The organism is Bacillus sp. FSL R10-2780, assembly GCF_038006125.1.
Lineage (GTDB): Bacteria > Bacillota > Bacilli > Bacillales > Bacillaceae_G > Bacillus_A > Bacillus_A cereus_U.
Genome location: NZ_JBBOUQ010000001.1, coordinates 572,880 through 596,072 on the forward strand (window position 1 = coordinate 572,880; position 23,193 = coordinate 596,072).

Below are 23,193 nucleotides of genomic sequence, written 5' to 3' on the forward strand. Positions count from 1 at the left end.
AATAATAAAAATACAGAAATTCTTTTAAAAAAATATTAAATTTTATCGTTTTATTTTGTATAATGAGTGAGAATGATAAGGTGAAATATTAAGATATTTTTATACATAGTAAGGAGAGAACCGAAAAGAATGGCACATAAAATTTTAGTTGTAGATGATGCGATGTTCATGCGAACAATGATTAAAAACTTGTTAAAAAGTAATTCTGAATTTGAAGTTATCGGTGAAGCAGAGAATGGGGTAGAAGCGATTCAAAAGTATAAAGAGCTTCAACCTGATATTGTAACACTAGATATTACGATGCCTGAAATGGACGGACTTGAAGCATTAAAAGAAATTATGAAAATTGATTCGAGTGCAAAGGTTGTCATTTGTTCCGCAATGGGACAACAAGGTATGGTGTTAGATGCGATTAAGGGCGGGGCAAAAGACTTTATTGTAAAGCCATTCCAAGCGGATCGTGTTATTGAAGCTTTAACAAAAGTAGCAAACAGCTAATATAAGGGGTGCCACAAGGAATCAAAACAATGATAGTAGATAGATATGTGGCCCCCTTTTTTCTTGTTTTAAAACACTAAATTGTTATACATAAATGAAATGTTTGTTAGACAGGTAGGGGATTAAAGTGCAAACAGATCTATTAAATATATTTTTTGAAGAAGCAGAAGAACATTTACAGTCGCTAAATGAAAATGTGCTAAATTTAGAACGGAATCCTGCCGATATGGGTGTTGTAGGAGAAATATTCCGCTCAGCTCATACATTTAAAGGTATGTCTGCGAGTATGGAATTTACAGAAATGGCGGATTTAACGCATAAGATGGAAAGTGTTTTAGACGAAATCCGTCATGGAAATATGATGGTGAATGCTAATATTATTGATGTTATTTTTGAATGTATTGATAATTTAGAAAAGATGGTTGCAGATGTGCAGCAAGGCGGAATGGGTAATATAGATGTTGTATCAACGAAATTTAAATTAGAAGCATTATTGAACGGAAATGTAGAAGCTTCTATGGAAAATGCAGAGCAAAGTAGTATAAATAATGATGATACAGTTTCGCATGAAGTATATATAACTGTTGAACAACAAGCTATTTTAAAAGCAGTACGTGCCATTATGTGTATTGAAGCATTACAAAATTTAGGTAATATACAAAAAACGGTTCCAAGCATTGAAGAAATTGAAGCGGATGCTTTTGGATTTGAGTTTACAGTATATATGAATACCGATCATAGTGTTGAAGAATTGAAACGAGTAGTGCTTCATGTTTCTGAAATTGAGAAAGTAGAAGTGAAGCAAGGTAGTCATAAAGTACAAGAAGGCGTACAGCTGGAGTCATCGTTAGAACTGCCTATTCAACCGGTGAGCAATACGTCAACTAAACGTACTACAAAAACGAAAAATGCTAAAGTGGAGAATCGTTCTATTCGTGTTCAGTTAGAAAAAATCGAAACATTAATGAATATGTTTGAAGAAAGTGTAATTGAGCGTGGACGAATTGATGAATTAGCAGAAACGATTCAAAATAAGGAGTTAATCGAGCATTTAAATCGATTAGGGGATATTTCAAAAGATATTCAAAATGTACTATTAAATATGCGTATGGTACCAATTGAAACAGTTTTCAATCGTTTCCCGCGTATGGTACGCATGTTAGCGAAAGATTTAGGGAAAAAAATCGATTTACAAATTACAGGTGAAGATACTGAAGTTGATAAAATAGTTATTGATGAAATTGGTGATCCACTCGTTCATTTAATTCGTAATGCAATTGATCATGGGATTGAGACTGTTGAAAAACGCCGTGATGCCGGCAAAAATGAAACAGGTACTATTAAATTAGAAGCGTTCCATAGCGGAAATCATGTCGTAATTCAAATTACTGATGATGGAAACGGTATTTATAAAGAGAAAGTATTAGAAAAAGCGATTAAAAATGGTGTTATAACAGAAACAGAGGCAAATAAATTAACGGATCGTGAAGTGTATGATCTTATTTTCCAACCAGGATTTAGTACAGCTGAAGTTGTGTCTGACCTTTCTGGACGTGGTGTTGGATTAGATGTTGTTAAACATACGATTCATAGTTTAGGTGGGCATTTAATTATTGATTCTGAGGAAGGAAAAGGAAGTACATTCAGAATTGAACTTCCGTTAACATTGTCTATTATTCAATCAATGCTTGTTCAAACAAACGATACGCGTTATGCGTTGCCTCTCGGTAATATAGTCGAAGCGATTCGAATTCAAAAGGAAGATATTCAATCGTTACAAGGAAAAGACGTTTTAAATTATCGCAATCAAATTATTGAAGTAAAACATTTAAACACTGTATTTGGTGAAAAAACAGTAGATGATGCGTTTGCATCATATGATAGTCAAATGGTTCCTGTATTAATTGTTCGTAATTCACATCGTAGCTATGGACTTATTGTCAACACAATTATCGGTCAAAGAGAAATAGTCTTAAAGTCATTAGGCGACTTCTTTGCAGAGAGCTCTAACTATTTCTCTGGTGCGACAATTCTCGGTGATGGACGAGTGGTCCTCATTTTAAACCCAGAAGGTTTATAATAGGAATGAAGGAAGCTCCCCACTTGTATACAATTGGGGAGCTTTTTGGTTAGAACTATTCATTGAGTGTGTAACGATAGTCGTTTGCAAATATTGCGGGAATAATACGTTTGATAAATATAACGAGTGTAATAGAAAGTTTATCCCGCTATTTGTGGGCAGTAAAACTCCCACCTCAAAATGCGGCTGGAACAAAGAAGTTAGGTGGGAGATTAACTGTCCGTAAACGCCCGATTGGTGCGGGCTGATAATCAGTGGGGGATGAACAAAACCCCCACTGATTAAAGTTTCACTTTATATCGTTGAAAGAAAAACAGAAATGAGGAGGCAGGGAAAATGCCTGAGCAACACACAAAAGGGGATACGAGCACGATTGTGCTAGAAAAAGAAAATGAGCGTTTAACGCCTCAAGAATGCGATATTCTTGGCGAGATTGCAAATATATCATTTGGTTCAGCTTCGACTGTATTATCAACAATCTTAAATAGGCAAGTAAGTATTACTGCTCCTCATATTGAATTGGTGGATTTATATGATACAAGTAATGTTGAAATTCCGCATGTTGTATTAAATATCCATTTCACAAAAGGATTAGATATGGAAAATCTACTTGTCTTAAAGCAAGACGTCGCTTTATCTATTGCGGATTTAATGATGATGGGAACAGGGGTAGTTGAAGAAGGGAAAGAGCTTAGTGAATTAGAGCTAAGTGCAGTACAAGAAGCAATGAATCAAATGATGGGATTCGCAGCAACGTCTATGTCGGAATTCTTCCAGGATACAGTGGATATGTCCCCACCTACAATCAAAATTGTGAAACTTAAGGAAGAGATGGAGAAAATCTCTAGTATTAATGGAAGTAATGTAATTGTTAAAGTAGCGTTTGAATTAAAAATAGATAATCTTATAGACTCTAAACTTGTACAAATTGTTTCAGTTGAACATGCGAAACAAATGATAAATAAATTATTACAATTATCTGGTGGTGTGGAAGAAGGAATAGAAGAGCAGACGGAAGTGGCGGAAACTGAGGTTGTAGAAGAACATGTTGAGAAAGAGCAGTTAACACAAGAAGAGAAAGATGTGCTTGGTGAAATTGCGAATATTTCAATTGGTTCGGCTTCAACCGTACTATCGACGCTTTTAAATCAGCCTGTTTCTATTAGTACACCAAATGTAGAGGCAATTAATGTTCGTCATTATGACGGAGTGCCAGTCCCATTTGTTATATTAAATGTCGATTTTGTTGAAGGATTAAAGAATGAGAACGTATTCGTATTTACGAAAGATGTTGCTTTAACAATGGTAGATTTAATGATGATGGGAACGGGTGAGATCGATCCGGATAAAGAACTAAGTGAATTAGAGTTAAGCGGTATTAAAGAAATCATGAACCAAATGATGGGGCATGCTGCAACAGCAATGTCAGAAATATTTAAAGAAAAAATGGATATGACACCACCAGATGTTAAATTTGTTTCGTTAAAAGAAGAAATGGAATATTTGGGAGAAGCGATGGAAGTGGACGAGCTCGTTCAAATTACGTTTAACATTGAAATTGGTGACCTTCTTCAGTCAAAGATGTATCAAATACTACCAATATCAGAAGCAAAAGAAATGGCTAGACGACTTCTTTATCCGATGATGGAAGAGCAAGAAGTAATAGTTGAAGAAGTTATTGAAGAGGAAGAAATTCCTGCACCAGTCATACAGCCGATTGAATATCAAGAAGTTAAACAGGTAGAGCCAGTGTATATGGATGCATCTATTCTACAAAATGTAGAAATGAATGTTAAATTTGTATTTGGAAGTACAGTGAGGACAATTCAAGATATTTTAAGTTTACAAGAAAATGAAGCGGTCGTACTGGATGAAGATATTGATGAACCAATTCAAATTTATGTGAACGATGTATTGGTTGCTTATGGAGAGCTTGTAAATGTAGATGGATTTTTCGGAGTAAAAGTGACGAAATCGCTATAGGAGTTTGAACAAATAGATGAAAAACGTAAAGTTTTTTCTAGTGAGTTTGCTATTTTTACATATATGTACTTTCTTCCCGTTGCAGGGGCAAGCGGAAGAAATAAGTGTACAAGAGCAAAATGTAAGTGAAGTGAATGAGCAAGAAGAGCAAAAAGAGCAAAATATAAAAGATCGGGAACAGTCGGAACGAACGGAAATACCCCCGGTTGAAGATGAAAAAAAAGTAGTAGAGAATGAGCAGGAGAAAGAACAACGAGAAGAAAGAAAGATAGAAACAGACCGAGGAATTATTACAGTTAATAAGCAGGAATTACAGGTTGGCGAAGAATTGCGAATTGCTGTAGAGCCAAATGAAAAAAATACTCAAAGTGTAAAAGGTGTATTGCAATTACAAAAAAATGGTGAGCAGTACAGACAGGAAAGGGTAATATCTTTCGAGTATGAAGAAGAAACGAAACGATGGGTCGCTAATTACAAAGTCGGAATGTATGATTTGCAAGGTGATTGGAACCTTCAGTTCGTTGAAAGCTATAAAGAAGATGAGAAGGAAGAAGTAGTAGAGAATGAATTAAATATTCCGCTCATTCGAATAAATAACGAAACACCGACTATAGATAAAGAATTGCCGAAGTTAGAGAAGGTTACTATTGATGAGGCGAAAGAGAACTTCATTGAACGGAAAAAGGGAGAATCCGTTCATATACGAGTAAAGACGGTAGATATAGAATCCGTTGTTAAAGAAGTGCGAGTTATATTAAAGGGAAAAGAAGAAGGTAACGATATTACTTTTTTATTAGACTATAATAAACACGACCTGGATTGGCAGAAAATAATTGAAATAACAGAAGCGTTACCTAGTGGTCCGCACCAACTTATTGTGGAAGTAACAGATGCAGCAGGTAACAAACTTGTGACAGAGAGTGAATATATCATTTCTATCATCGAACAAAAAGTGGAAGATAATGAAAAGATAGAAGAACATGAGAATCAAAATAAACTAGAAGATAAGAAAGAAGCTGAGAAGCAGGAAGATTCGAAAATAGCGACTCCGCTTCCGGAAGAAAAACTTCCAGTTGTTCAAATCCCAAAACAAGAAGAGACAGTAAACTATTTTATAAAAGAGCCGTTGAAAGAGAAAGAGGAAATAAATTACGTTATAAAAGAGTCAGCGACAGACAATAAGGAAGTAAATAATGTGAAGGCTCATAAAGAGAAAAAAAGTAAAAATGATGATCAAGTTGTTTCTAAAAAGAAAGAAAAAATAGAAGAACAACAAGAGAAGAAAGAAGAAAAAAGTGAGCAGGGAGTACAAGCCTCTAATGTGTTTGCTATTATGTCAGGATTATTTGTACTGTTTTTAGTTTTAAAGAGTAATAAAGAGTGGGGCTAATAATTTGATAGTAGTGGAGGCGCTTAAATGGAAATTAAACGTACTACAATTGAAAATAAGACGCTACACCCATTAAAACAGCCTGCAGCTATTTCAGAACATGAAATTCAGAAAGAACGAAAACAAAGTAACCTTGTGTTTACGGGGCAGTCCCAAATCATTTCGAAAAATAATGAAATAGGGATTATACTTGCGAGTTTAGGTGATGGAAAGATTGTAAAAGAAATGCTTTCTAAAGAAATGGATACAGTGTTGCAGTTGTTTTCAAAGCTACATATGTTGTCCGAGGAGGGAAAGCAATCGGAAAAAATATATGAACAGATTGTTAGAAGTTTGCATGGGCTTATTAAACAAGCGCATATAAAGGGAGTTCCGTTATTAGACGGAACGTATGATTTTGCTGAAGTGCAGCTTTCGTTTGGAAGAAAAGTGCATATTCCGTTACTTGATGTAAGTGCGCTCATTTCTAGAGTGGAACAAGATACATCAGAAGGAAATACGAATTTAATGATCACAGTTATTACAGCTTACATGACAAAATTGTCTAACGAAACAATTTTAATTAGCGGTACGGATCGCATTTCTAAAGAACGTGATGCAAGTGTGTGGAGAGCACTTGCAGAAATGAATATGACGCAATTATCGCATGCGTTGAAACATACGATTCAAGAGCATAAATGGTCTGTTACAGCTCTATTTCTCTTTATATGGGTTATAGGTATTATATTGATTCGTATTATATAATAAAAAAAGGTCGTCATTTCAATTATGACGACCTTTTTCTATATTTTTTCGTAGAAGAATGTATCAAAACGCTGAAGGTTGTAGCGTTCGGGTGTTAAAATTTGTTCTGTGCTACCAACGAATAGTACGCCGCCTTTTCGTAAAGAACGACTAAATTTTTCATAGAGCTTTATTCTGGCTTCTTCTGTAAAGTAAATCATTACATTTCGACAAATGATTAAGTCGTAGTTCGTATCAAATGTCTGCATTAATAAATCATGTTGTTTGAATGTAACTTGCTGTTTAATATTTTGATGCAATATATATGTATCATCTTCTTTTGTGAAATGACGTTGTTTTAAATCATTAGGTAATTCTTTCAAAGAGCGTTCTATATATTGACCACGCTTCGCAGTTTCTAAAACATGAAAATCAAGATCCGTTGCTTGAATGTCATACCGAAACGGAGCTAGATGCTTCGATAAGATTAAAGAAAGCGTATATGGTTCTTCACCGGCAGCACAAGCAGCACTCCAAATTTTTAATTTGCCGTTATTTTGTTCAAGTAGCTTTGGTAGAGCTTTTGTCTCTAGTGTTTGCCAGCGTTCTTTATTTCTGAAAAACTCTGAAACGTTAATCGTAATGTAGTCAATAAAACTTAAAAATAATGTTTGATCGGTGCGTAAACTGTTTAAAAAGTTTGTATAATTGTCAAAACCTTTTCTTGAAATGAAAGCATCGATTCTTCTGCGCATTCTATCTTGCTTATAGGAAGCGATATCCATATTAAATAGCTGTTTAAAACTCGTAATAAAATGATCATAATCTTGTTCAGTTTTCATATTTACAATAGGCACAATAACGATATTGTGCCTCCCCCTTTACATCATACGAATTTTTTGTTCAAAGCTTTTTTTCATCTGCTTTTCATGTAAGCCTGGTAAATCATAAATAACTGCGTCAACTCCTGCTTCTTTTGCAATGTCAATAGGAATGACAGACGTATGTTTATCCCCATTATAAAAACAGAGAACTAAATCAGTATCTTCGACAATTTGCTTTACAAAAAACATATAATCTGATCGATAAATGGAGTCGGAAGGATGATCAAAAGCAATATATTCAGCCCCGTGTTTTTTTAAATAATCAACGACTTCTTGAAATTCGTCTGTTAATACATGTAACGGTTGTAGCGTATAAAGGCATAAATTTTGAGCGAGTCTTTCGTTTTCAATGAAAAAACGAAGAACTTCATTTTCAATAGCTTTATAGCATAATATGTAAATTTTATGTTTGTGAGCATAGTCAATTAAAAATTTTTTTATTTCTTCTTGATCTAATGCTGTTAATTGATTTGAACCACAAAGAAAAATATTCATAGATTTGTGCCACCTCATGCTAAATTGTAACATATCTTCTATAAAAAATAACTGCAAAATATGAGTGTTCAGAGTATAATTATAAATAACTGGATTTTACGATTAAGTTTTGAAAGAAATAAAAAAATAAATAGGTGATATATATGCTGCGTTCTATCTCGCATAATCCAATTTTATCGCATATACCGCCTGCTACTCAAATGCCGAAAGAAGCAAATGTCAGGACAGGACTTGCATTTTCGGATAATTTGCATGCAGATCCGAAAAAAGATAAATTGTTAGAACAAATGGAAGCGCTAGTTGATAACATTGGGGAAATTAAAGAGAAAATTGAATTAGAGTTAACGCTTGATAATGTTATGGAATACAAAAATACTGTGAAATCATTTTTGAATTTTTACGTTGATAACTTACTGCAATATAAAGACGTTATGTCTCGTCATCCGCGTTATGGATATTCGCAGAAAATGACAATTGTAAAACAAGCTGAAGTGGGATTAAATGAAATGGAAGATGTTATGAATTTAATTAATACGAAAACAGGGCATTTAGAAATGTTAAATCAAATTGGAGAAATTCATGGTTTAATTGTAAATTTAGTCTTGTAAAAGGGAAGGAAGCTATATGTACATACAATTATATGAAAAGCTTGTTATCATTCAAAAAGCATATGAAAATATTCAAACGCTTGGAGAACAAATATATGAGAATTTAAAACATAAAAATGTAAATGCAGTTCAAAAGCTGCAAGTGGAACAATTGCAGTACATAGAAGGTGTAAAAGGATTATCTCGCTCTTTTGAGGAGATGGTTGTTCAGTTTTGTGAAGAAAAGAAAGTCGAACCATTGCGTATGCGTTCGCTATTTTCGTATTTTTCACCGGAAGAAATTGAAAAAATAGAAGAATTGCAAAAAAGTTTAAATAAATTAGAAGAAAATGTAAAAATGATTCTTTTGAAAAATCAATATTACTTAAACGTACTATTAAAAACTACAGAGAGTATTGTAGATTCCGTTTCTGAATACAATTTGGAGAAAAACAATAATTCGCAAATCTTTATGAATGAACTATTGTAAAGGAGAAGTGAAGCATTATGAGGTTATCTGATTATAATACACCGCTATCTGGTATGCTAGCGGCCCAAATGGGATTACAAACGACGAAACAAAACTTATCTAACATTCATACACCTGGCTATGTGCGTCAAGCCGTGAATTTAGGGTCTGTAGGAGCAAGTAATGGTCATACACCAGGACAGAGAATTGGTTCGGGTGTACAAACATTAGGTGTTGACCGAATTACTGATGAAGTGAAAACGAAGCAATTTAATGATCAGTTGTCACAGTTCTCTTACTATGCATATATGAATTCTACTTTATCACGAGTAGAGTCTATGGTAGGAACTACAGGAAAGAATTCATTATCTAGTTTAATGGATGGTTTTTTTAATGCTTTTCGTGAAGTTGCGAAAAATCCAGAACAATCAAACTACTTCGATACATTAGTTGCTGAAACTGGAAAGTTCACAAGTCAAATAAATCGTCTTGCGAAAAACTTAGATGCAGCGGAAGTACAGACGACAGAAGATATTGAAGCGCATGTCAATGAATTTAATCGTCTTGGTGCTAGTTTAGCAGAAGCGAATAAAAAAATTGGACAGGCAGGAACACAAGTACCTAATCAACTATTAGATGAACGTGATCGCATTATTACAGAGATGTCTAAATATACCAATATAGAAGTGTCTTATGAATCTATGAATCCTAATATCGCGAGTGTTAGAATAAATGGCGTTTTAACAGTAAATGGACAAGACACATATCCACTTCAATTAAATAAGGGGAGCGAACCGATGACTGTTGCGATTTATGGATCGGATATTTCTTTAACAGGTGGAGCCATTCAATCAGCAATAGATACGAAAGGAAAGATTGCTAGTTATAAGAAAAATATTGAAGACTTAATGAGTTCTGTGAAAAATCAAGTGAATACAGTGATGGGAAAAGATTTCTTCGTTGGAGATCATGCGAAAGATATTCAGTTAAATCCTGAATTCGCAAAAGATGTTTCAAAAATGAAAATTTCTGCTGAAACAGCAAATAAACTGGCAGGAATTACAGATGGAGATTATAAAGAAGGTCTTTCTTATAAACAAGCGTTAGACCAATTCATAGTTGGTGTAGCTTCTGATAAAAGTGCAGTGAATGCTTATCAAAATATTCATAAAGACTTATTAGAAGGTATTCAGCAAGAAAAGATGAGTATAGAAGGCGTCAATATGGAAGAGGAAATGGTTAATTTAATGGCCTTTCAGAAATACTTCGTGGCAAACTCTAAGGCCATTACAACGATGAATGAAGTATTTGACAGTCTGTTTTCGATTATTAGATAAAACGTAATAAAAAAGAAAAAGCTTTTTTTATGCTGGAAGAGAGGATCCAGCATAGTGTGGAAGCGGATAGAGCGATGTGAGACCAGAGATATGAAATGATTGGATGGTAGGGAAGAAAATAGCCATACAGTTGTGGTTGCTTCCCCGCGCCAAGTCAAATATAGATAAAGGAGGAGATAGGGATGAGAGTATCTACATTTCAAAATGCAAACTGGGCAAAGAATCAGATGATGGATTTGAATGTGCAGCAGCAATACCACCGAAATCAAGTAACTTCTGGGAAGAAAAACCTTCTTATGAGTGAAGATCCACTTGCAGCAAGTAAATCATTTGCGATTCAACATTCGTTAGCAAATATTGAACAGATGCAAAAAGATATAGCGGATTCTAGAAATGTATTAAGTCAAACGGAAAATACATTACAAGGTATTGTGAAATCTTTAACGAGAGTGGATCAATTAACGATACAAGCGTTAAATGGGACTAATAGTGAAAAAGAATTGCAAGCAATCGGAACGGAAATTGATCAAATTGTAAAACAAGTTGTATATTTAGCAAATACGAAAGAACAAGGACGATATCTTTTTGGTGGTGATAGCGCAGAGCAGCCACCATTTACAGACGATGGTACGTACCAAGGTGGAAAAGATGATGTAATGTGGAAGTTGAACGACGGTTATGAAATAAAAGCGTTTCGTAAAGGTGATGATTTATTAACTCCTGTAATTCAAACGTTGGTAAAGATGAAAGATGCTATGCAAAGTGGTAATCAGGAAGCATTGCAGCCGTTATTGGGAGAAAATAAGAAAAACTTAGATAATGTTATCAACCGTACGACGGAAGTTGGTTCAACGATGAACACTGTTGATACGTTTAAGACCATTTTAAGTGAACAAAATTTAGCGCTTCAAGAAAATCGTAAAGAAATTGAAGATGTTGATTTAGCGGTAGCGATTTCTGACTTAGCTTATATTAATGCGACATATGAAGCAACGCTGAAAGCAGTTAGTACGATGAGTAAAACGAGCATTTTAGATTATATGTAACTAAGATAGGAAGTGAGAAAAATGGCAGGAACAATATCTGATTATGGTGGCAGACAGCAAATATGGAATTTAGGAAATAACATGATAGATACATCTAAGTTAGTAGATTTAGAACTACAAGCATTGGAAATGAAAAAGTCACCATATGCTACAAAAAAGCAAACATTAGCAAATGAAAAAAATGTGTATGCAAGCATGAAAAAAGAGTTTGGAAACTTGGTGCAAGTATTTAAAGATTTTTACGCATTTAAAGGTGACGAAAAGAAAACCACTCTATCGAAAGATGGCTTTATTACAGCACAAGCGGATTCTGCTGTAATTCCTGGAACTCATACAATTACAGTAGAACGATTAGCAGAAAGGCATCAAATAACTACAGCTTCACTTACTCCACCAAAAACTCCTGAAGGCACAGAGCAAAAATTTAGTTTAGATTTAAAACTTGGGGTAGACGATGTATTTAAGATAAATGGAAAAGAAGTTGAAATCACGAAAGACATGACGTATAAAGATCTTGTCAATAAAATTAATAATGGAAATTATGGTGCATCAGTATACACATTAGGGGATCAACTGTTTTTTACAGCTACTACTGCCGGAGAAGAAGGAAAGCTAAAATTAACTGATGGTCCAAATGGATTTTTACAAAATATAGGGCTGGTTACTTCTGAAAAAGATAAGTATGGAGTGAATACCATTGCGCATCAAGTGACAGGAGCGAAAAATGCTGAATATACAATTAATGGGATTAAGGGAACTAGTAAAACAAATAAAATAGATGCAATTCCGGGATTAACCATTAATTTAGACAAGGTGACTACAGAGCCAATTACATTAACTATCGAAGATTCTGATATAAAGAATTCGATAGATTTAATTAAAAAAATGAAAGATGAGTATAATAAGGCTGTTAAAAGTTTAGATTTATTTGCTGGTGAAAATGGAGTAATGCAGGGTAATAATGTTTCGTTTGCAATTAAAAATGCAATGACAAGTATTTTTAAATTTTCTCAAGATGATAAATTTTTATTTTCTTTTGGGGTTCAAATTGATAAATCTGGGAATATGAATCTTGATGAAGAAAAATTAAAAGCGGCTTTTAAAGATAATCCAGAAACTACGAAACAATTTTTCTTTGGTCTCAGTGGTTTAGGTCATGATACAGAGAAAAGATTTGAAGGAATATTTGGAGATGAAGGGATTATTGGAAAACGCTCTAAAAGTATTGAAAAGCAAGTAATAGATTTAGAGAGAAAAATTCAAGATATTGATACGGTTAATAAGGAAAAACAAAAAACAATTATTGATAAATATGCAAAACTAGAAAGCCAGTTAGCATTGCTAGATAGTCAGCTGAAGACAATTCAAGCAATGACAAAAACAAAAAGTGACGATTAATGAAAGATGAGGAAGTGATTATATGCAAGCATGGCAACGTTATATGCAAAATGATATTATGACGAGTAATCCGATTAAAAATACAATTTATATTTATGAGAGATGTATCGTAGAGTTTCGCAAATTAGAAGATTTGTTAAACGGTTTTAAATTACAAGATGGCGATGCTATTCTTGAAAAATTAGAACGTATTTTTGAAGAGTTAAAGCTTCAATTAAATCCTGAGATTACTAAAGATTTATATGATAGTCTATTTGGTTTATACGATTGGATTAGCATTCAAATTCAAACGATGAAAGTAACACGTGAAGCAAAAGACATGGATGCGATTGTGCAAGTGTTACAAGATTTAATAGACGGTTACCGCGGAGCACTTGAAAATGAACAATGATATTTATCGAGCGTTTGTCGGCTGTTTTAATGAAATCGGTGAATTGCAAGTGTCAGATGAAGAATTTGCTGAGAAAAGTGCTATGTTAAATCGCTGGATGATGACCTTGGATGAAAAGACGCGAGCAGATGTTGCAGCGGAAGTGAGTCCATTAATAATAAAGGCAGCTCAACATATTCGAGATAAGCAAAAGATTTTGGAAGAAATGATTATGACAAATGATGGACGAATGAAAGCTAATTCGTTTTACGGTAAATATTAATTGTAAAGTATGGAAACGGGTTCTCCTTATTATAAGGGGAATCCATTCCGTTGTTTGAATAAAAGCGTTCCGCTGATTGAGGTTTCACTTTATGACTGTAATGAAAAAACAGAAATAATCTAAATAATAAAAAAATGAACTTTATTTTATTGTTCTTATATAGAAATGTTATATAGATTACTAAGTGAATACAGTTTTTTTATTCTTTTATATATTTTTGTATTTTTCTAAAGACAACAATGGGAAAATGGAATAAAATATGAAAGGGTACATAATAGATAACATTTTAATAAATACATATAAGGAAATGAATAATAAAGTGAAACTTCCATCAGTGGATGATCATGCCGTAAGCGAGCATGATGGAAAAAAGAAGGGTGTGGAATATGCCGGACTTAGTTAGTGATGTTAGTCATTATATGAATTATTTAGTAACGAAGCGAAATACTGTTTCTAGTAATATTGCAAATGCGAATACACCAGGGTTTAAAGCACAAGATGTAACATTTGCTGAAAAAATGAATATGAATAATCCGCTATTCAAAAAAAATGCTGCGGATTTAAAGAGTAATTCAGACTTATATCAAACGAATGAAATGCACTTACCAACAGTAAATGCGAAAAATACATATGCAAAGATTCAAACGAAATCAATGCAAACGAATAAAGATGGAAATAGTGTGGACGTAACGACAGAAATGCTAGATTTAATGAAAACAAACCAATTATACGGTATCTCAATTAATGCGATTAATACGCAATACGCAATTAACCAAGCAGCACGTGGACGTTAAGAGTAGAAGGAGAGACAACGATGTTCCAAGCAATTAATGCAAGTGGCTCAGGACTAACTACAGCGAGAAAATGGATGGAAGTTACTTCTAACAATATCGTAAATGCAAATACGACGGGAGCGCCGGGCGCAGAGCCGTATCACCGCCGAAGTGTGGTGCTAGAATCAAACAATAGTTTTGCAAGTATGCTAGATGAAGCTCCTACTAACGGAGTGAAAATAAAAAGTATTGAAACGGATCGAAATGAAAATCTTGTGTATGATCCGACGCATCCACATGCAAATGAAGAAGGATATGTACGTTATCCGAACATTGATGTGACAGCTGAGATGACGAATGTAATGGTTGCTCAAAAAATGTATGAAGCAAATACGAGTGTATTAAATGCGAACAAAAAAATGCTCGATAAAGATTTAGAAATCGGCCAAGGATAAGAGGGAAGAGGGGAAATATGAAAATCCAACCAATGTTAAATACACAGCCATTTGGAGCAATTCAGCCAATTGGCGTACCGAAAACTTCAGAAACATCTGTAGTTGAAGGCAAAAAGTTTATTGATTTATTGGAAGATATGAATCAAACGCAAAATAATGCACAAACAGCAGTATATGATTTACTGACAAAAGGGGTAGGAGAAACGCATGATGTTTTAATTCAGCAGAAGAAAGCTGAATCACAAATGAAAACGGCTGCTCTTGTACGAGATAATCTTATTGAGAATTATAAGTCACTAATTAATATGCAAATTTAGGAAAATGGACGGGTGTGTTTAAATGGAAAAGATAAAAAATGTTTTCCAATCGTTGAAAACGTGGCATAAGTTAGTAATTGGTGCTGCGCTTTTAGCGATTGTAACAGGAGCACTTTTATACTTCACCTTGCCAGATAAATATGTTGTTGTATATCAAAATTTAAACGATACAGATAAGCAAGAGATTACAGCAGAATTATCGAAGCTAGGTGTTGATTATCAATTAGCAGCTGATGGTTCGATTCGAGTGCAAAAGAACGATGCTCCATGGGTTCGAAAAGAAATGAATGGAATGGGTTTACCGTTTAATTCAAAAAGCGGTGAGGAAATTTTATTAGAAAGCTCGCTCGGTTCAAGTGAGCAAGATAAGAAAATGAAGCAGATTGTCGGTACGAAAAAGCAATTGGAGCAAGATATTGTAAGAAACTTTGCGACAGTTGAAACGGCGAATGTGCAAATTACATTACCTGAAAAAGAAACCATTTTTGATGAAGAAAAGGCAAAGGGAACAGCAGCAATTACTATTGGTGTGAAACGTGGACAACTATTAACAGCTGATCAAGTTGCAGGTATACAGCAAATGATTAGTGCGGCAGTTCCTGGGGTGAAAGCAGAAGAAGTAAGTGTTATTGATAGTAAAAAAGGTATTATCTCGAAAGGAGCAGATGAAGCACATTCTACTAGTTCCTCTTCTTATGAAAAAGAAGTTGAGATGCAACAACAAATTGAAGGTAAATTAAAGCAAGATATTGATGCGACGTTAATGACGATGTTTAAGCCAAATGAATATAAAGTGAATACGAAAGTGTCTGTAAATTATGATGAAGTTACACGTCAGTCAGAAAAATATGGGGATAAAGGTGTACTTCGCAGTAAACAAGAGCAAGAGGAAAGCTCTACTGCGCAAGAAGGAGCGGATACGAAGCCAAGTGCTGGTATTAAAGCGAATGGTGAAGTGCCAAACTACGGTACGAACAATAATCAAAATGGTAAAATCGTCTACGATAATAAAAATGGTAACAAAGTTGAAAACTATGAGATAGATAAAACAGTTGAAACGATTAAGAAACATCCAGAATTAACGAAAACAAATGTTGTTGTATGGGTCGATAATGATACGTTAGTAAAACGAAGAATTGATATGACAACGTTTAAAGAAGCAATTGGTACAGCTGCTGGACTTCAAGCTGATCCGAATGGAAACTTTATAAATGGTCAAGTTAACGTTGTAACTGTTCAGTTTGATCAACCGAAAGCAGAGAAAGAGAAAGAGCCAGAAAAAATCGGCATTAACTGGTGGTTATTCGGTGGAATTACAGGTGGATTGTTAGCGCTTGGTGGCCTATTATGGTTCTTCTTAGCAAGACGTAAGAAAAAGAAAGAAGAAGAGGAATATGATGAATACTTAGCAGAAGAGGAAGTTGCTGCAAGTAGTGAAAGTATTATGGAAATTCCTGAGGAAAAAATGGTGCCAGAGCCAAAACTAGAACCAGTGCCAGTGAAACCGGCAGAACCTACATTAGATGACCAAGTGCAGGAAGCTACGAGAGAGCATGTAGAAGGTACTGCAAAAGTTATTAAAAAATGGCTAAACGGATAGTAAGGGAGGAAAAACAATGTTAGATGAAATCTCCTCCAAAGAAAAAGCTGCCATCCTCATTCGTACATTAGACGAAGAGGTGGCAGCAAAAGTCATTGAATATATGACGGCTGAGGAAAAAGAAGTGTTACTTCGTGAAATTGCGAAGTTTCGTATATATAAACCAGAAACGTTAGAAAATGTACTAGGGGAGTTTCTGTATGAACTAAATGTAAAAGAATTGAATTTAGTGACTCCAGATAAAGAATACATTCGTCGTATATTTAAAAATATGCCAGAAGACGAATTGGAAAAATTATTGGAAGACCTTTGGTACAACAAAGATAATCCATTTGAATTCTTAAATTCACTTACAGATTTAGAACCACTTCTTACAGTGCTTAATGATGAATCGCCACAAACGATAGCAATTATTGCTTCTTATATTAAGCCTCAACTAGCATCTCAATTAATTGAGAGATTACCAGATCATAAACGTGTAGAAACGGTAATGGGCATTGCGAAGCTAGAGCAAGTAGATGGTGAATTAATTAATCAAATTGGTGAGTTGTTAAAAGCAAAATTAAATAATATGGCATTTAGTGCTATTAATAAAACAGATGGATTGAAAACGATTGTGAACATTTTAAATAACGTTTCACGAGGCGTTGAAAAAACAGTCTTTCAAAAGCTCGATGAAGTCGATTATGAGTTATCTGAGAAAATTAAAGAAAATATGTTTGTCTTTGAAGACTTACTCGGTCTTGAAGATCTTGCACTTCGCCGCGTATTAGAGGAAATTACAGATAACGGTGTTATTGCGAAAGCAATTAAAATTGCAAAAGAAGAAATTAAAGAGAAATTATTTACATGTATGTCTTCAAACCGTAAAGAGATGATTCTAGAAGAGTTAGATGGCTTAGGACCGCTTAAGATGACGGATGCTGAAAAAGCGCAGCAAACGATTACAGGTACAGTGAAAAAACTAGAAAAAGAAGGAAGAATTATCGTTCAAAGAGGTGAAGATGATGTCCTTATTTAAAAACAGAATTCCGAAGAATTCTGTTTCTTTTTCTGAAGAAACGTATGAATTACAATTCCCGAAACCAATATCAGTTCACGCCCAAGAAGAAATACAAGTAGATTATGCAGAACTTCTAGCACAGCAAGATGTATTACATATTGAAATGCATCAACTAAGGCAGCAGCAGCAAATGCTAGAGCAAGAGCGTCAGCGGTTGTTACAGGATAAAGAACAGTTTCAAATGCATATTCATGAACAAATGGAGCAGATGGAAGTAGCGCGTATACAGTTTCAAAAAGAGCAACAAGAAACGGCATATGAATGGACAGAGTTATTATGGAATCAATCTTTTCAATTAGCAGAAAAAATCGTGAATCAAGCGGTAGATTCACGATTATTAGACGTTTTGCCGATTTTAACAGGTATCGTGCAAACATTGCCTACTTCATTTGAAAAATTAACTATAACGGTTCATCCAGAAACATTTGAGCGTATACAAGAAGAGAAAGAAAATACGAAAGAGTATTGGTTACTACAATTAGTAGAATGGAAGTATGATTTTTCTTTACAGTTTGGCGAATTTGTTTTGGAAGAAGAGAAAGAGTTTTTTGAATTTAAATTTGCACCTATATTTGCGAAACTTCGTCATAAATGGGAAGAGGAAAAGTTGTTTGAGGAGCAAAAGGTATGAACAATAAGCTCATGAACGAACATAATAAATGGAATACGTTTATTGAAACGCCGTTTTATACGAAAGTTGGCAAAGTTCATAGTGTACAAGAGCAGTTTTTTGTAGCGAAAGGTCCGAAAGCGAAGATTGGAGATGTTTGTCTCGTTGGAGAACATAGCGTCTTATGTGAAGTTATTGCAATTGAAAAAGAAAACAATATGTTACTCCCATTTGAACAGACAGAAAAAGTGTGTTATGGAGATTCAGTTACATTAATTGCAGAAGATGTCGTTGTGCCCCGTGGTAATCATTTGCTTGGCAAAGTGTTAAGTGCAAATGGCAAAGTGTTAAACGAAGAGGCTGAAAATATTCCAGTGCAAAAAATAAAATTAGATGCACCGCCGATTCATGCATTTGAGCGTGAAGAAATTACAGATGTATTTGAAACGGGAATTAAATCGATTGATTCTATGTTAACGATTGGGATCGGTCAAAAGATTGGTATTTTCGCTGGATCGGGTGTTGGGAAATCTACATTACTTGGAATGATTGCGAAAAACGCAAAAGCTGATATTAACGTTATTAGTTTAGTAGGTGAGCGTGGCCGGGAAGTAAAAGACTTTATTCGAAAAGAATTAGGCGAAGAAGGTATGAAAAAAAGCGTCGTTGTTGTAGCGACGTCAGATGAAAGTCACCTTATGCAACTGCGTGCGGCTAAGCTTGCAACGTCGATTGCCGAATATTTCCGTGATCAAGGTAATAATGTACTACTTATGATGGATTCTGTTACTCGTTTTGCTGATGCACGCCGCAGTGTTGATATTGCAGTAAAGGAATTACCGATCGGTGGTAAAACACTGTTAATGGAAAGTTATATGAAAAAGTTATTAGAGCGATCCGGAAAAACGCAAAAAGGCTCTATAACAGGTATTTATACGGTACTAGTTGATGGTGACGATTTAAATGGTCCCGTACCAGATTTAGCACGTGGTATTTTAGATGGACATATTGTATTAAAGCGTGAGCTTGCGACGCTTAGCCATTATCCTGCCATTTCCGTACTAGATTCGGTGAGTAGGATTATGGAAGAAATCGTATCGCAGAATCATTGGCAACTTGCCAATGAAATGAGAAAAATTTTATCTATTTATAAAGAGAATGAATTGTATTTTAAATTAGGAACAATTCAAGAAAATGAAGAAAATGCTTATATTTTTGAATGTAAAAATAAAGTGGAAGCTATAAATAAGTTTTTAAAACAAGGTCGAACGGATAGCTTTCATTTTGAAGATATTGTCCAAGCGATGTACCATATTGTATAAGACCTCGCCCTTTGAGGTCTTATTTTTTTGATTTTAATATTTCACAGATTTTTTTGTAAAAAAACTATATAATAGAAAAAGGGAACGTTATAATAGGAAGGGGCTATGAAAACAGGTGGATAAGCAGCAGTACGACACGATAAAATTGCAGATTAATCAAGAGAAAGAACAAATCTTGAAAGAAGTGTACGAACTAACAGCTGAAAAAAGAAAAATAGAACAAAAAAAAGAATATGATCTGTATGTTGTGAAATCACGTAGTAAAGTCGTACAAACTGGGCAACGTATTATGGCTGGTATGCTGTCTTCACATACATTTTCACCTGAAAGAATAGAAGAATGGAATCGGAAAATTAAAAAAACAGAAGGTTTTATTCAAAAAAATGAAAGCCTTTTAGAGAAAATAAAAGAAAAAGAACGTGTCATTGATGAAATGTATCAAGAAGATTGTAAGAAGCTTGTGAAAGTAAAAGAAAAGTTAGAAGAAAAAATGCTTCTTGATTTAAAAATGTGTATGAACGGATGAGGTGGATGTAGTGATACAATTTGTATTACCGGTGCAGCAAAGTTTACCTCCGCAAAAAGATAAAGGGCTAGAAGTGCAATCAAAAAATGAAAATTCTTCATTCGATAATACAATGAGAATTGAAAATAAAAAACAGCCGAAAACGGAGAAACCGAAACGAGAAGAAGCACCAGAAGAAGAGAAGAAAGAATATCTTCTCGCAAAAAAAACGGTAACGAAAGAAGAGCCGATTGTAAAGAAAGAAGAAAAAAAAGAGACAGAAAAATTATTACTAGCTGTATCTGAGCAAATGATTGCAATTGAGCAATTACGTGTGCAGCCAGAATTGTTATATCAATACATACAAAAAATACAAGAATTATATAAAGAATACGGAAATATTAAACTGAACGAATTGCCTGCAGCTGAATTACAACAATTACAAGAACTCCTTTCGAACATGAATATTAAAAATGTCATATGTTTAGAAGATACAATGCAAATGGCGTTAGACAAGGTGACAATGCCAGAGCAGACGTTGCAAGTATTAAAAGTCGTAGAATCAGAAACTTGTAATATTGCAAAGAAACAAGAGGAGTCTAAGGAAGTAGAACTCCCGAAAGCAGAGAGCGATGATGTGAAGGTAGAGTTACCAAAAGTCGATCAGTTAAATGATTCCAGTTCAGCCGGAGCTGAGTTATTAAATAAAGCAACGGGTACTGACCAAATAGGAAAACAAAATAGTGGAGCTGAGAAGGTTACATTGCCTGACTTAGGCAAGAAAATGGAAGCACAAGTAGAAGCTCTGCAAAAGTTTGTAGTGAAACAAGAACGTGTTTTATTCCAGCTAAATCCAGAGAAACTTGGTACATTAACTGTATTTATGAAAAAGCATGGAGATCAAATTGAGGTTCATGTAGAAATGGAAAAACACGATGCGAAAAAACGTATTGAAATGATTTTTGACGATTTGAAGCTAAAGTTAAAAGAAAAAGAAATTAATATTCAAATTAGTTATTCAGAAAAAGATGAACATCGTAAAGAACAACGAGAACAAGAGCAAAGGCAAAAACAAAAATTAGCAAATACGAAACATGAGAAACAACAATCAAAAGAATTTGCGGGATTATTGGAGGAATAAAGCGTGCCAACAGTTGGATTAAATACAACGAGTACAAATCATATTCCGTTACAAGCAGGAGCGCAAAAAAGTAATGTACCTGTTAACGGTGTACAATCGCCAGTTCAACAAACAAATGGAGTTTCAGCAGGGGAGCAAAAAACTCCTGGGGTAATGGGAAAAGATGATTTCCTAAAATTGTTTTTATCGAGTTTCCAACATCAAGATCCATTTAATGCGATGGATATGAATCAAATGATGAACCAAACAGCGCAGTTATCTCTTATGGAACAAGTACAAAATATGACAAAAGCAGTTGACTCTTTAAGAACGACGATGCATTCGACAGCGCTTGATGGTGGAATGAAGTTTTTAGGAAAGTATGTAAGAGGTATTGACGGTGAAGGGAACAAAGTAACTGGTCAAGTAGAAACAGTTCGCCTTGCAGAAAATAACGAAGTACAGCTCGTTATTGATAATAAAGTAGTGTCTCTTCGTTTCGTGGAAAGAGTGTCTGATAAACCAATTGGAGAAACGAATCCAGAAGATGCAAAGAAAGACGATCAAAAAGTAGCTGAAGAAGTAAAAATAACAAATTCATAAGGGAGTGTCCATACGTTATGATTAAAGCGTTATATACAAGTATTACAGGAATGAATGCAACACAAAATGCATTAAGTGTTACTTCAAATAATATTGCCAATGCACAAACAGTTGGTTATAAAAAACAAAAAGCAATGTTTGATGATTTACTGTACAACAATTCAATTGGTGCAAAAGGTGATGGTAAATACGCAGGAACGAACCCGAAAAGTATCGGTAACGGTGTGAAAATGAGCGGAACAGTTACGGACTATAGCGATGGTACAATTACGTTAACGGGTGGTAAAACACAAGCAGCGATGGAAGGTAATGGTTTCTTCGTAGTTGGTGATTCAAAAGGCGGCAACACGGAATTTACGCGTAAAGGTACATTTGGGATATCTTCAGATTACTATATTACGAATACAGAAGGCCAATACGTATTCGCATATCCTGCAAATGCAGCAACTGGTGAAGTAGATTTATCTGGTATTCCAGGACCGTTGCAAATTCCAATGGGATCAGCAATCGGTGGTATTCGAACGTCAAAAGGAGTAATTGGAGGGAATATTCCAACTGATGCAAAACAGATTACGCAAGAATTGCCTGTATATGATGATGCCGGTAATACATGGACAATGCGTGTAGAATTTAAACAAACGAGCGAACATAATTATACATATAAAGTACAGATGCGTAATGATTCGAAAAAAGAAACAGAGTTTCAGGATGTTCAAGGTTCAGGTGGTAATATGACATTTGATGCAGTAGGAAATCCAAATCAGCAAAATCCAGGAGCAGCTATTCCGTTTAATGGCGGAACAGTAAATTTAGATTTTAGTAAATTAACAAACCATCCGACAGAGAAAACATTATCAGTAACAAACGTAGATGGTAGAGCGGCGGCGACTGTTAAAGATTGCTTTATTGCTGACGGTGGATATGTGATGGTAAAATATTCTGATGGAAGTATGAAATCTGCTGGTCAATTAGCTGTTGCAATGTTCCCAAATGAGGGCGGTTTAATGAAAAACGGAAATGGTAACTATACAGCGACAAATACAACTGGTATTTTAGCAATGGGCGTATCTGGTCAAAACGGTGCAGGAAAAGTACGTGGTGGCGCACAAGAAGGTGCAAACGTAGATTTATCTGTAGAATTCGTTGATTTAATGTTATACCAACGCGGATTCCAAGGAAATGCGAAAGTAATTAAAATTTCAGATGAAGTATTAAATGAAGTTGTGAACTTAATTCGATAATACATCGTAAAGAAAAATTGTAACGTAGTAGAAAGGGTTTT

General features: G+C 34.6%; 25 protein-coding genes. 23 read left to right on the top strand and 2 right to left on the bottom strand.

Annotated elements, in window-relative coordinates; translation table 11 throughout:
* The first annotated feature begins 129 nt into the window (after positions 1-129).
* The 5 genes from NSQ47_RS03040 to NSQ47_RS03060 all read left to right on the top strand — a co-directional run bounded on the left by NSQ47_RS03040 (position 130) and on the right by NSQ47_RS03060 (position 6,695).
* Positions 130-498, top strand: coding sequence for a response regulator (locus tag NSQ47_RS03040; protein WP_000940577.1), 369 nt, complete (start codon positions 130-132; stop codon positions 496-498).
* Between the two features lie 127 nt (positions 499-625).
* On the top strand, positions 626-2,578 hold the full coding sequence (locus NSQ47_RS03045) for a chemotaxis protein CheA (protein ID WP_341036055.1): 1,953 nt from the start codon (positions 626-628) through the stop codon (positions 2,576-2,578).
* 336 nt (positions 2,579-2,914) lie between these two features.
* Positions 2,915-4,561, top strand: coding sequence for a flagellar motor switch protein (locus tag NSQ47_RS03050; protein WP_341036056.1), 1,647 nt, complete (start codon positions 2,915-2,917; stop codon positions 4,559-4,561).
* 16 nt (positions 4,562-4,577) lie between these two features.
* Entirely contained in the window at positions 4,578-5,951 is a 1,374-nt protein-coding gene (locus NSQ47_RS03055) for a transglycosylase (protein WP_341036057.1), read from the top strand.
* Positions 5,952-5,978: 27 nt separating this feature from the next.
* A complete protein-coding gene (locus tag NSQ47_RS03060; protein WP_078173047.1) occupies positions 5,979-6,695 on the top strand; it encodes a hypothetical protein in 717 nt (238 codons plus the stop codon).
* 38 nt (positions 6,696-6,733) lie between these two features.
* Here the strand turns inward: NSQ47_RS03060 and NSQ47_RS03065 are convergent, their stop codons facing one another.
* Together NSQ47_RS03065 and NSQ47_RS03070 are read right to left on the bottom strand one after the other, a co-directional pair.
* On the bottom strand, positions 6,734-7,516 hold the full coding sequence (locus NSQ47_RS03065; protein WP_341036058.1) for a CheR family methyltransferase: 783 nt from the start codon (positions 7,514-7,516) through the stop codon (positions 6,734-6,736).
* 39 nt (positions 7,517-7,555) lie between these two features.
* Positions 7,556-8,053: a flagellar motor switch protein FliG gene (locus tag NSQ47_RS03070; protein ID WP_002201059.1), complete on the bottom strand. Its 498-nt coding sequence runs from the start codon at positions 8,051-8,053 to the stop codon at positions 7,556-7,558.
* A gap of 143 nt (positions 8,054-8,196) precedes the next feature.
* Here NSQ47_RS03070 and NSQ47_RS03075 point away from each other — a divergent pair, with 143 nt between their 5' ends.
* From NSQ47_RS03075 to NSQ47_RS03160, 18 genes are all read left to right on the top strand, one after another.
* Positions 8,197-8,661 (top strand): YaaR family protein, encoded by a 465-nt coding sequence (locus NSQ47_RS03075; RefSeq protein ID WP_002149161.1) that lies wholly within the window; start codon positions 8,197-8,199, stop codon positions 8,659-8,661.
* A 16-nt stretch (positions 8,662-8,677) separates the two neighbouring features.
* The gene (gene flgN / locus NSQ47_RS03080) at positions 8,678-9,130 is read left to right on the top strand and encodes a flagellar export chaperone FlgN (protein ID WP_341036059.1); all 453 of its coding nucleotides are present in this window, start codon (positions 8,678-8,680) and stop codon (positions 9,128-9,130) included.
* 17 nt (positions 9,131-9,147) lie between these two features.
* A complete protein-coding gene (gene flgK / locus NSQ47_RS03085; protein WP_341036060.1) occupies positions 9,148-10,446 on the top strand; it encodes a flagellar hook-associated protein FlgK in 1,299 nt (432 codons plus the stop codon).
* A 182-nt stretch (positions 10,447-10,628) separates the two neighbouring features.
* Positions 10,629-11,492: a flagellar hook-associated protein 3 gene (locus NSQ47_RS03090; protein ID WP_215570105.1), complete on the top strand. Its 864-nt coding sequence runs from the start codon at positions 10,629-10,631 to the stop codon at positions 11,490-11,492.
* Between the two features lie 21 nt (positions 11,493-11,513).
* On the top strand, positions 11,514-12,890 hold the full coding sequence (locus NSQ47_RS03095; RefSeq protein ID WP_341036062.1) for a flagellar hook-associated protein 2: 1,377 nt from the start codon (positions 11,514-11,516) through the stop codon (positions 12,888-12,890).
* Positions 12,891-12,912: 22 nt separating this feature from the next.
* Positions 12,913-13,281 (top strand): flagellar export chaperone FliS, encoded by a 369-nt coding sequence (locus tag NSQ47_RS03100; RefSeq protein ID WP_341036063.1) that lies wholly within the window; start codon positions 12,913-12,915, stop codon positions 13,279-13,281.
* Positions 13,271-13,543: a hypothetical protein gene (locus tag NSQ47_RS03105; RefSeq protein WP_002201054.1), complete on the top strand. Its 273-nt coding sequence runs from the start codon at positions 13,271-13,273 to the stop codon at positions 13,541-13,543. Before NSQ47_RS03100 ends, NSQ47_RS03105 begins: the two co-directional genes overlap by 11 nt.
* Before the next feature lie 386 nt (positions 13,544-13,929).
* Positions 13,930-14,337: a flagellar basal body rod protein FlgB gene (gene flgB / locus NSQ47_RS03110; RefSeq protein WP_341036064.1), complete on the top strand. Its 408-nt coding sequence runs from the start codon at positions 13,930-13,932 to the stop codon at positions 14,335-14,337.
* Positions 14,338-14,357: 20 nt separating this feature from the next.
* Positions 14,358-14,771: a flagellar basal body rod protein FlgC gene (flgC, locus tag NSQ47_RS03115; RefSeq protein WP_341036065.1), complete on the top strand. Its 414-nt coding sequence runs from the start codon at positions 14,358-14,360 to the stop codon at positions 14,769-14,771.
* Between the two features lie 17 nt (positions 14,772-14,788).
* Positions 14,789-15,088 (top strand): flagellar hook-basal body complex protein FliE, encoded by a 300-nt coding sequence (gene fliE, locus NSQ47_RS03120; RefSeq protein ID WP_033714758.1) that lies wholly within the window; start codon positions 14,789-14,791, stop codon positions 15,086-15,088.
* 22 nt (positions 15,089-15,110) lie between these two features.
* Positions 15,111-16,688 carry a flagellar basal-body MS-ring/collar protein FliF gene (gene fliF, locus NSQ47_RS03125; RefSeq protein WP_341036066.1) on the top strand — a complete coding sequence of 526 codons (1,578 nt, stop codon included), beginning with the start codon at positions 15,111-15,113 and terminating at the stop codon, positions 16,686-16,688.
* Positions 16,689-16,704: 16 nt separating this feature from the next.
* The gene (locus NSQ47_RS03130) at positions 16,705-17,709 is read left to right on the top strand and encodes a flagellar motor switch protein FliG (protein ID WP_078180524.1); all 1,005 of its coding nucleotides are present in this window, start codon (positions 16,705-16,707) and stop codon (positions 17,707-17,709) included.
* On the top strand, positions 17,696-18,382 hold the full coding sequence (locus tag NSQ47_RS03135) for a FliH/SctL family protein (protein WP_204207915.1): 687 nt from the start codon (positions 17,696-17,698) through the stop codon (positions 18,380-18,382). The genes NSQ47_RS03130 and NSQ47_RS03135 overlap by 14 nt, the downstream gene beginning before the upstream one ends.
* Complete coding sequence (fliI, locus tag NSQ47_RS03140) at positions 18,379-19,683, top strand: flagellar protein export ATPase FliI (protein WP_078180526.1); 1,305 nt, start codon at positions 18,379-18,381, stop codon at positions 19,681-19,683. The genes NSQ47_RS03135 and fliI overlap by 4 nt, the downstream gene beginning before the upstream one ends.
* 115 nt (positions 19,684-19,798) lie before the next feature.
* On the top strand, positions 19,799-20,209 hold the full coding sequence (locus tag NSQ47_RS03145) for a cytoplasmic protein (RefSeq protein WP_088078220.1): 411 nt from the start codon (positions 19,799-19,801) through the stop codon (positions 20,207-20,209).
* A 10-nt stretch (positions 20,210-20,219) separates the two neighbouring features.
* The gene (gene fliK / locus NSQ47_RS03150; protein ID WP_341036070.1) at positions 20,220-21,329 is read left to right on the top strand and encodes a flagellar hook-length control protein FliK; all 1,110 of its coding nucleotides are present in this window, start codon (positions 20,220-20,222) and stop codon (positions 21,327-21,329) included.
* A 3-nt stretch (positions 21,330-21,332) separates the two neighbouring features.
* Positions 21,333-21,911, top strand: coding sequence for a flagellar hook assembly protein FlgD (locus NSQ47_RS03155; RefSeq protein ID WP_016104397.1), 579 nt, complete (start codon positions 21,333-21,335; stop codon positions 21,909-21,911).
* A 17-nt stretch (positions 21,912-21,928) separates the two neighbouring features.
* Entirely contained in the window at positions 21,929-23,152 is a 1,224-nt protein-coding gene (locus NSQ47_RS03160; protein ID WP_341036071.1) for a flagellar hook protein FlgE, read from the top strand.
* The last annotated feature ends 41 nt before the right edge of the window (positions 23,153-23,193 follow it).

Excerpts from the sequence above, each read along its gene's own strand:
- NSQ47_RS03040 (WP_000940577.1), top strand. The coding sequence starts at position 130 with ATGGCACATAAAATTTTAGTTGTAGATGATGCGATGTTCATGCGAACA.
- NSQ47_RS03050 (WP_341036056.1), top strand. The coding sequence starts at position 2,915 with ATGCCTGAGCAACACACAAAAGGGGATACGAGCACGATTGTGCTAGAA.
- NSQ47_RS03055 (WP_341036057.1), top strand. The coding sequence starts at position 4,578 with ATGAAAAACGTAAAGTTTTTTCTAGTGAGTTTGCTATTTTTACATATA.
- NSQ47_RS03060 (WP_078173047.1), top strand. The coding sequence starts at position 5,979 with ATGGAAATTAAACGTACTACAATTGAAAATAAGACGCTACACCCATTA.
- NSQ47_RS03065 (WP_341036058.1), bottom strand. The coding sequence starts at position 7,516 with ATGAAAACTGAACAAGATTATGATCATTTTATTACGAGTTTTAAACAG.
- NSQ47_RS03070 (WP_002201059.1), bottom strand. The coding sequence starts at position 8,053 with ATGAATATTTTTCTTTGTGGTTCAAATCAATTAACAGCATTAGATCAA.
- NSQ47_RS03075 (WP_002149161.1), top strand. The coding sequence starts at position 8,197 with ATGCTGCGTTCTATCTCGCATAATCCAATTTTATCGCATATACCGCCT.
- flgN (WP_341036059.1), top strand. The coding sequence starts at position 8,678 with ATGTACATACAATTATATGAAAAGCTTGTTATCATTCAAAAAGCATAT.
- flgK (WP_341036060.1), top strand. The coding sequence starts at position 9,148 with ATGAGGTTATCTGATTATAATACACCGCTATCTGGTATGCTAGCGGCC.
- NSQ47_RS03090 (WP_215570105.1), top strand. The coding sequence starts at position 10,629 with ATGAGAGTATCTACATTTCAAAATGCAAACTGGGCAAAGAATCAGATG.
- NSQ47_RS03095 (WP_341036062.1), top strand. The coding sequence starts at position 11,514 with ATGGCAGGAACAATATCTGATTATGGTGGCAGACAGCAAATATGGAAT.
- NSQ47_RS03100 (WP_341036063.1), top strand. The coding sequence starts at position 12,913 with ATGCAAGCATGGCAACGTTATATGCAAAATGATATTATGACGAGTAAT.
- NSQ47_RS03105 (WP_002201054.1), top strand. The coding sequence starts at position 13,271 with ATGAACAATGATATTTATCGAGCGTTTGTCGGCTGTTTTAATGAAATC.
- flgB (WP_341036064.1), top strand. The coding sequence starts at position 13,930 with ATGCCGGACTTAGTTAGTGATGTTAGTCATTATATGAATTATTTAGTA.
- flgC (WP_341036065.1), top strand. The coding sequence starts at position 14,358 with ATGTTCCAAGCAATTAATGCAAGTGGCTCAGGACTAACTACAGCGAGA.
- fliE (WP_033714758.1), top strand. The coding sequence starts at position 14,789 with ATGAAAATCCAACCAATGTTAAATACACAGCCATTTGGAGCAATTCAG.
- fliF (WP_341036066.1), top strand. The coding sequence starts at position 15,111 with ATGGAAAAGATAAAAAATGTTTTCCAATCGTTGAAAACGTGGCATAAG.
- NSQ47_RS03130 (WP_078180524.1), top strand. The coding sequence starts at position 16,705 with ATGTTAGATGAAATCTCCTCCAAAGAAAAAGCTGCCATCCTCATTCGT.
- NSQ47_RS03135 (WP_204207915.1), top strand. The coding sequence starts at position 17,696 with ATGTCCTTATTTAAAAACAGAATTCCGAAGAATTCTGTTTCTTTTTCT.
- fliI (WP_078180526.1), top strand. The coding sequence starts at position 18,379 with ATGAACAATAAGCTCATGAACGAACATAATAAATGGAATACGTTTATT.
- NSQ47_RS03160 (WP_341036071.1), top strand. The coding sequence starts at position 21,929 with ATGATTAAAGCGTTATATACAAGTATTACAGGAATGAATGCAACACAA.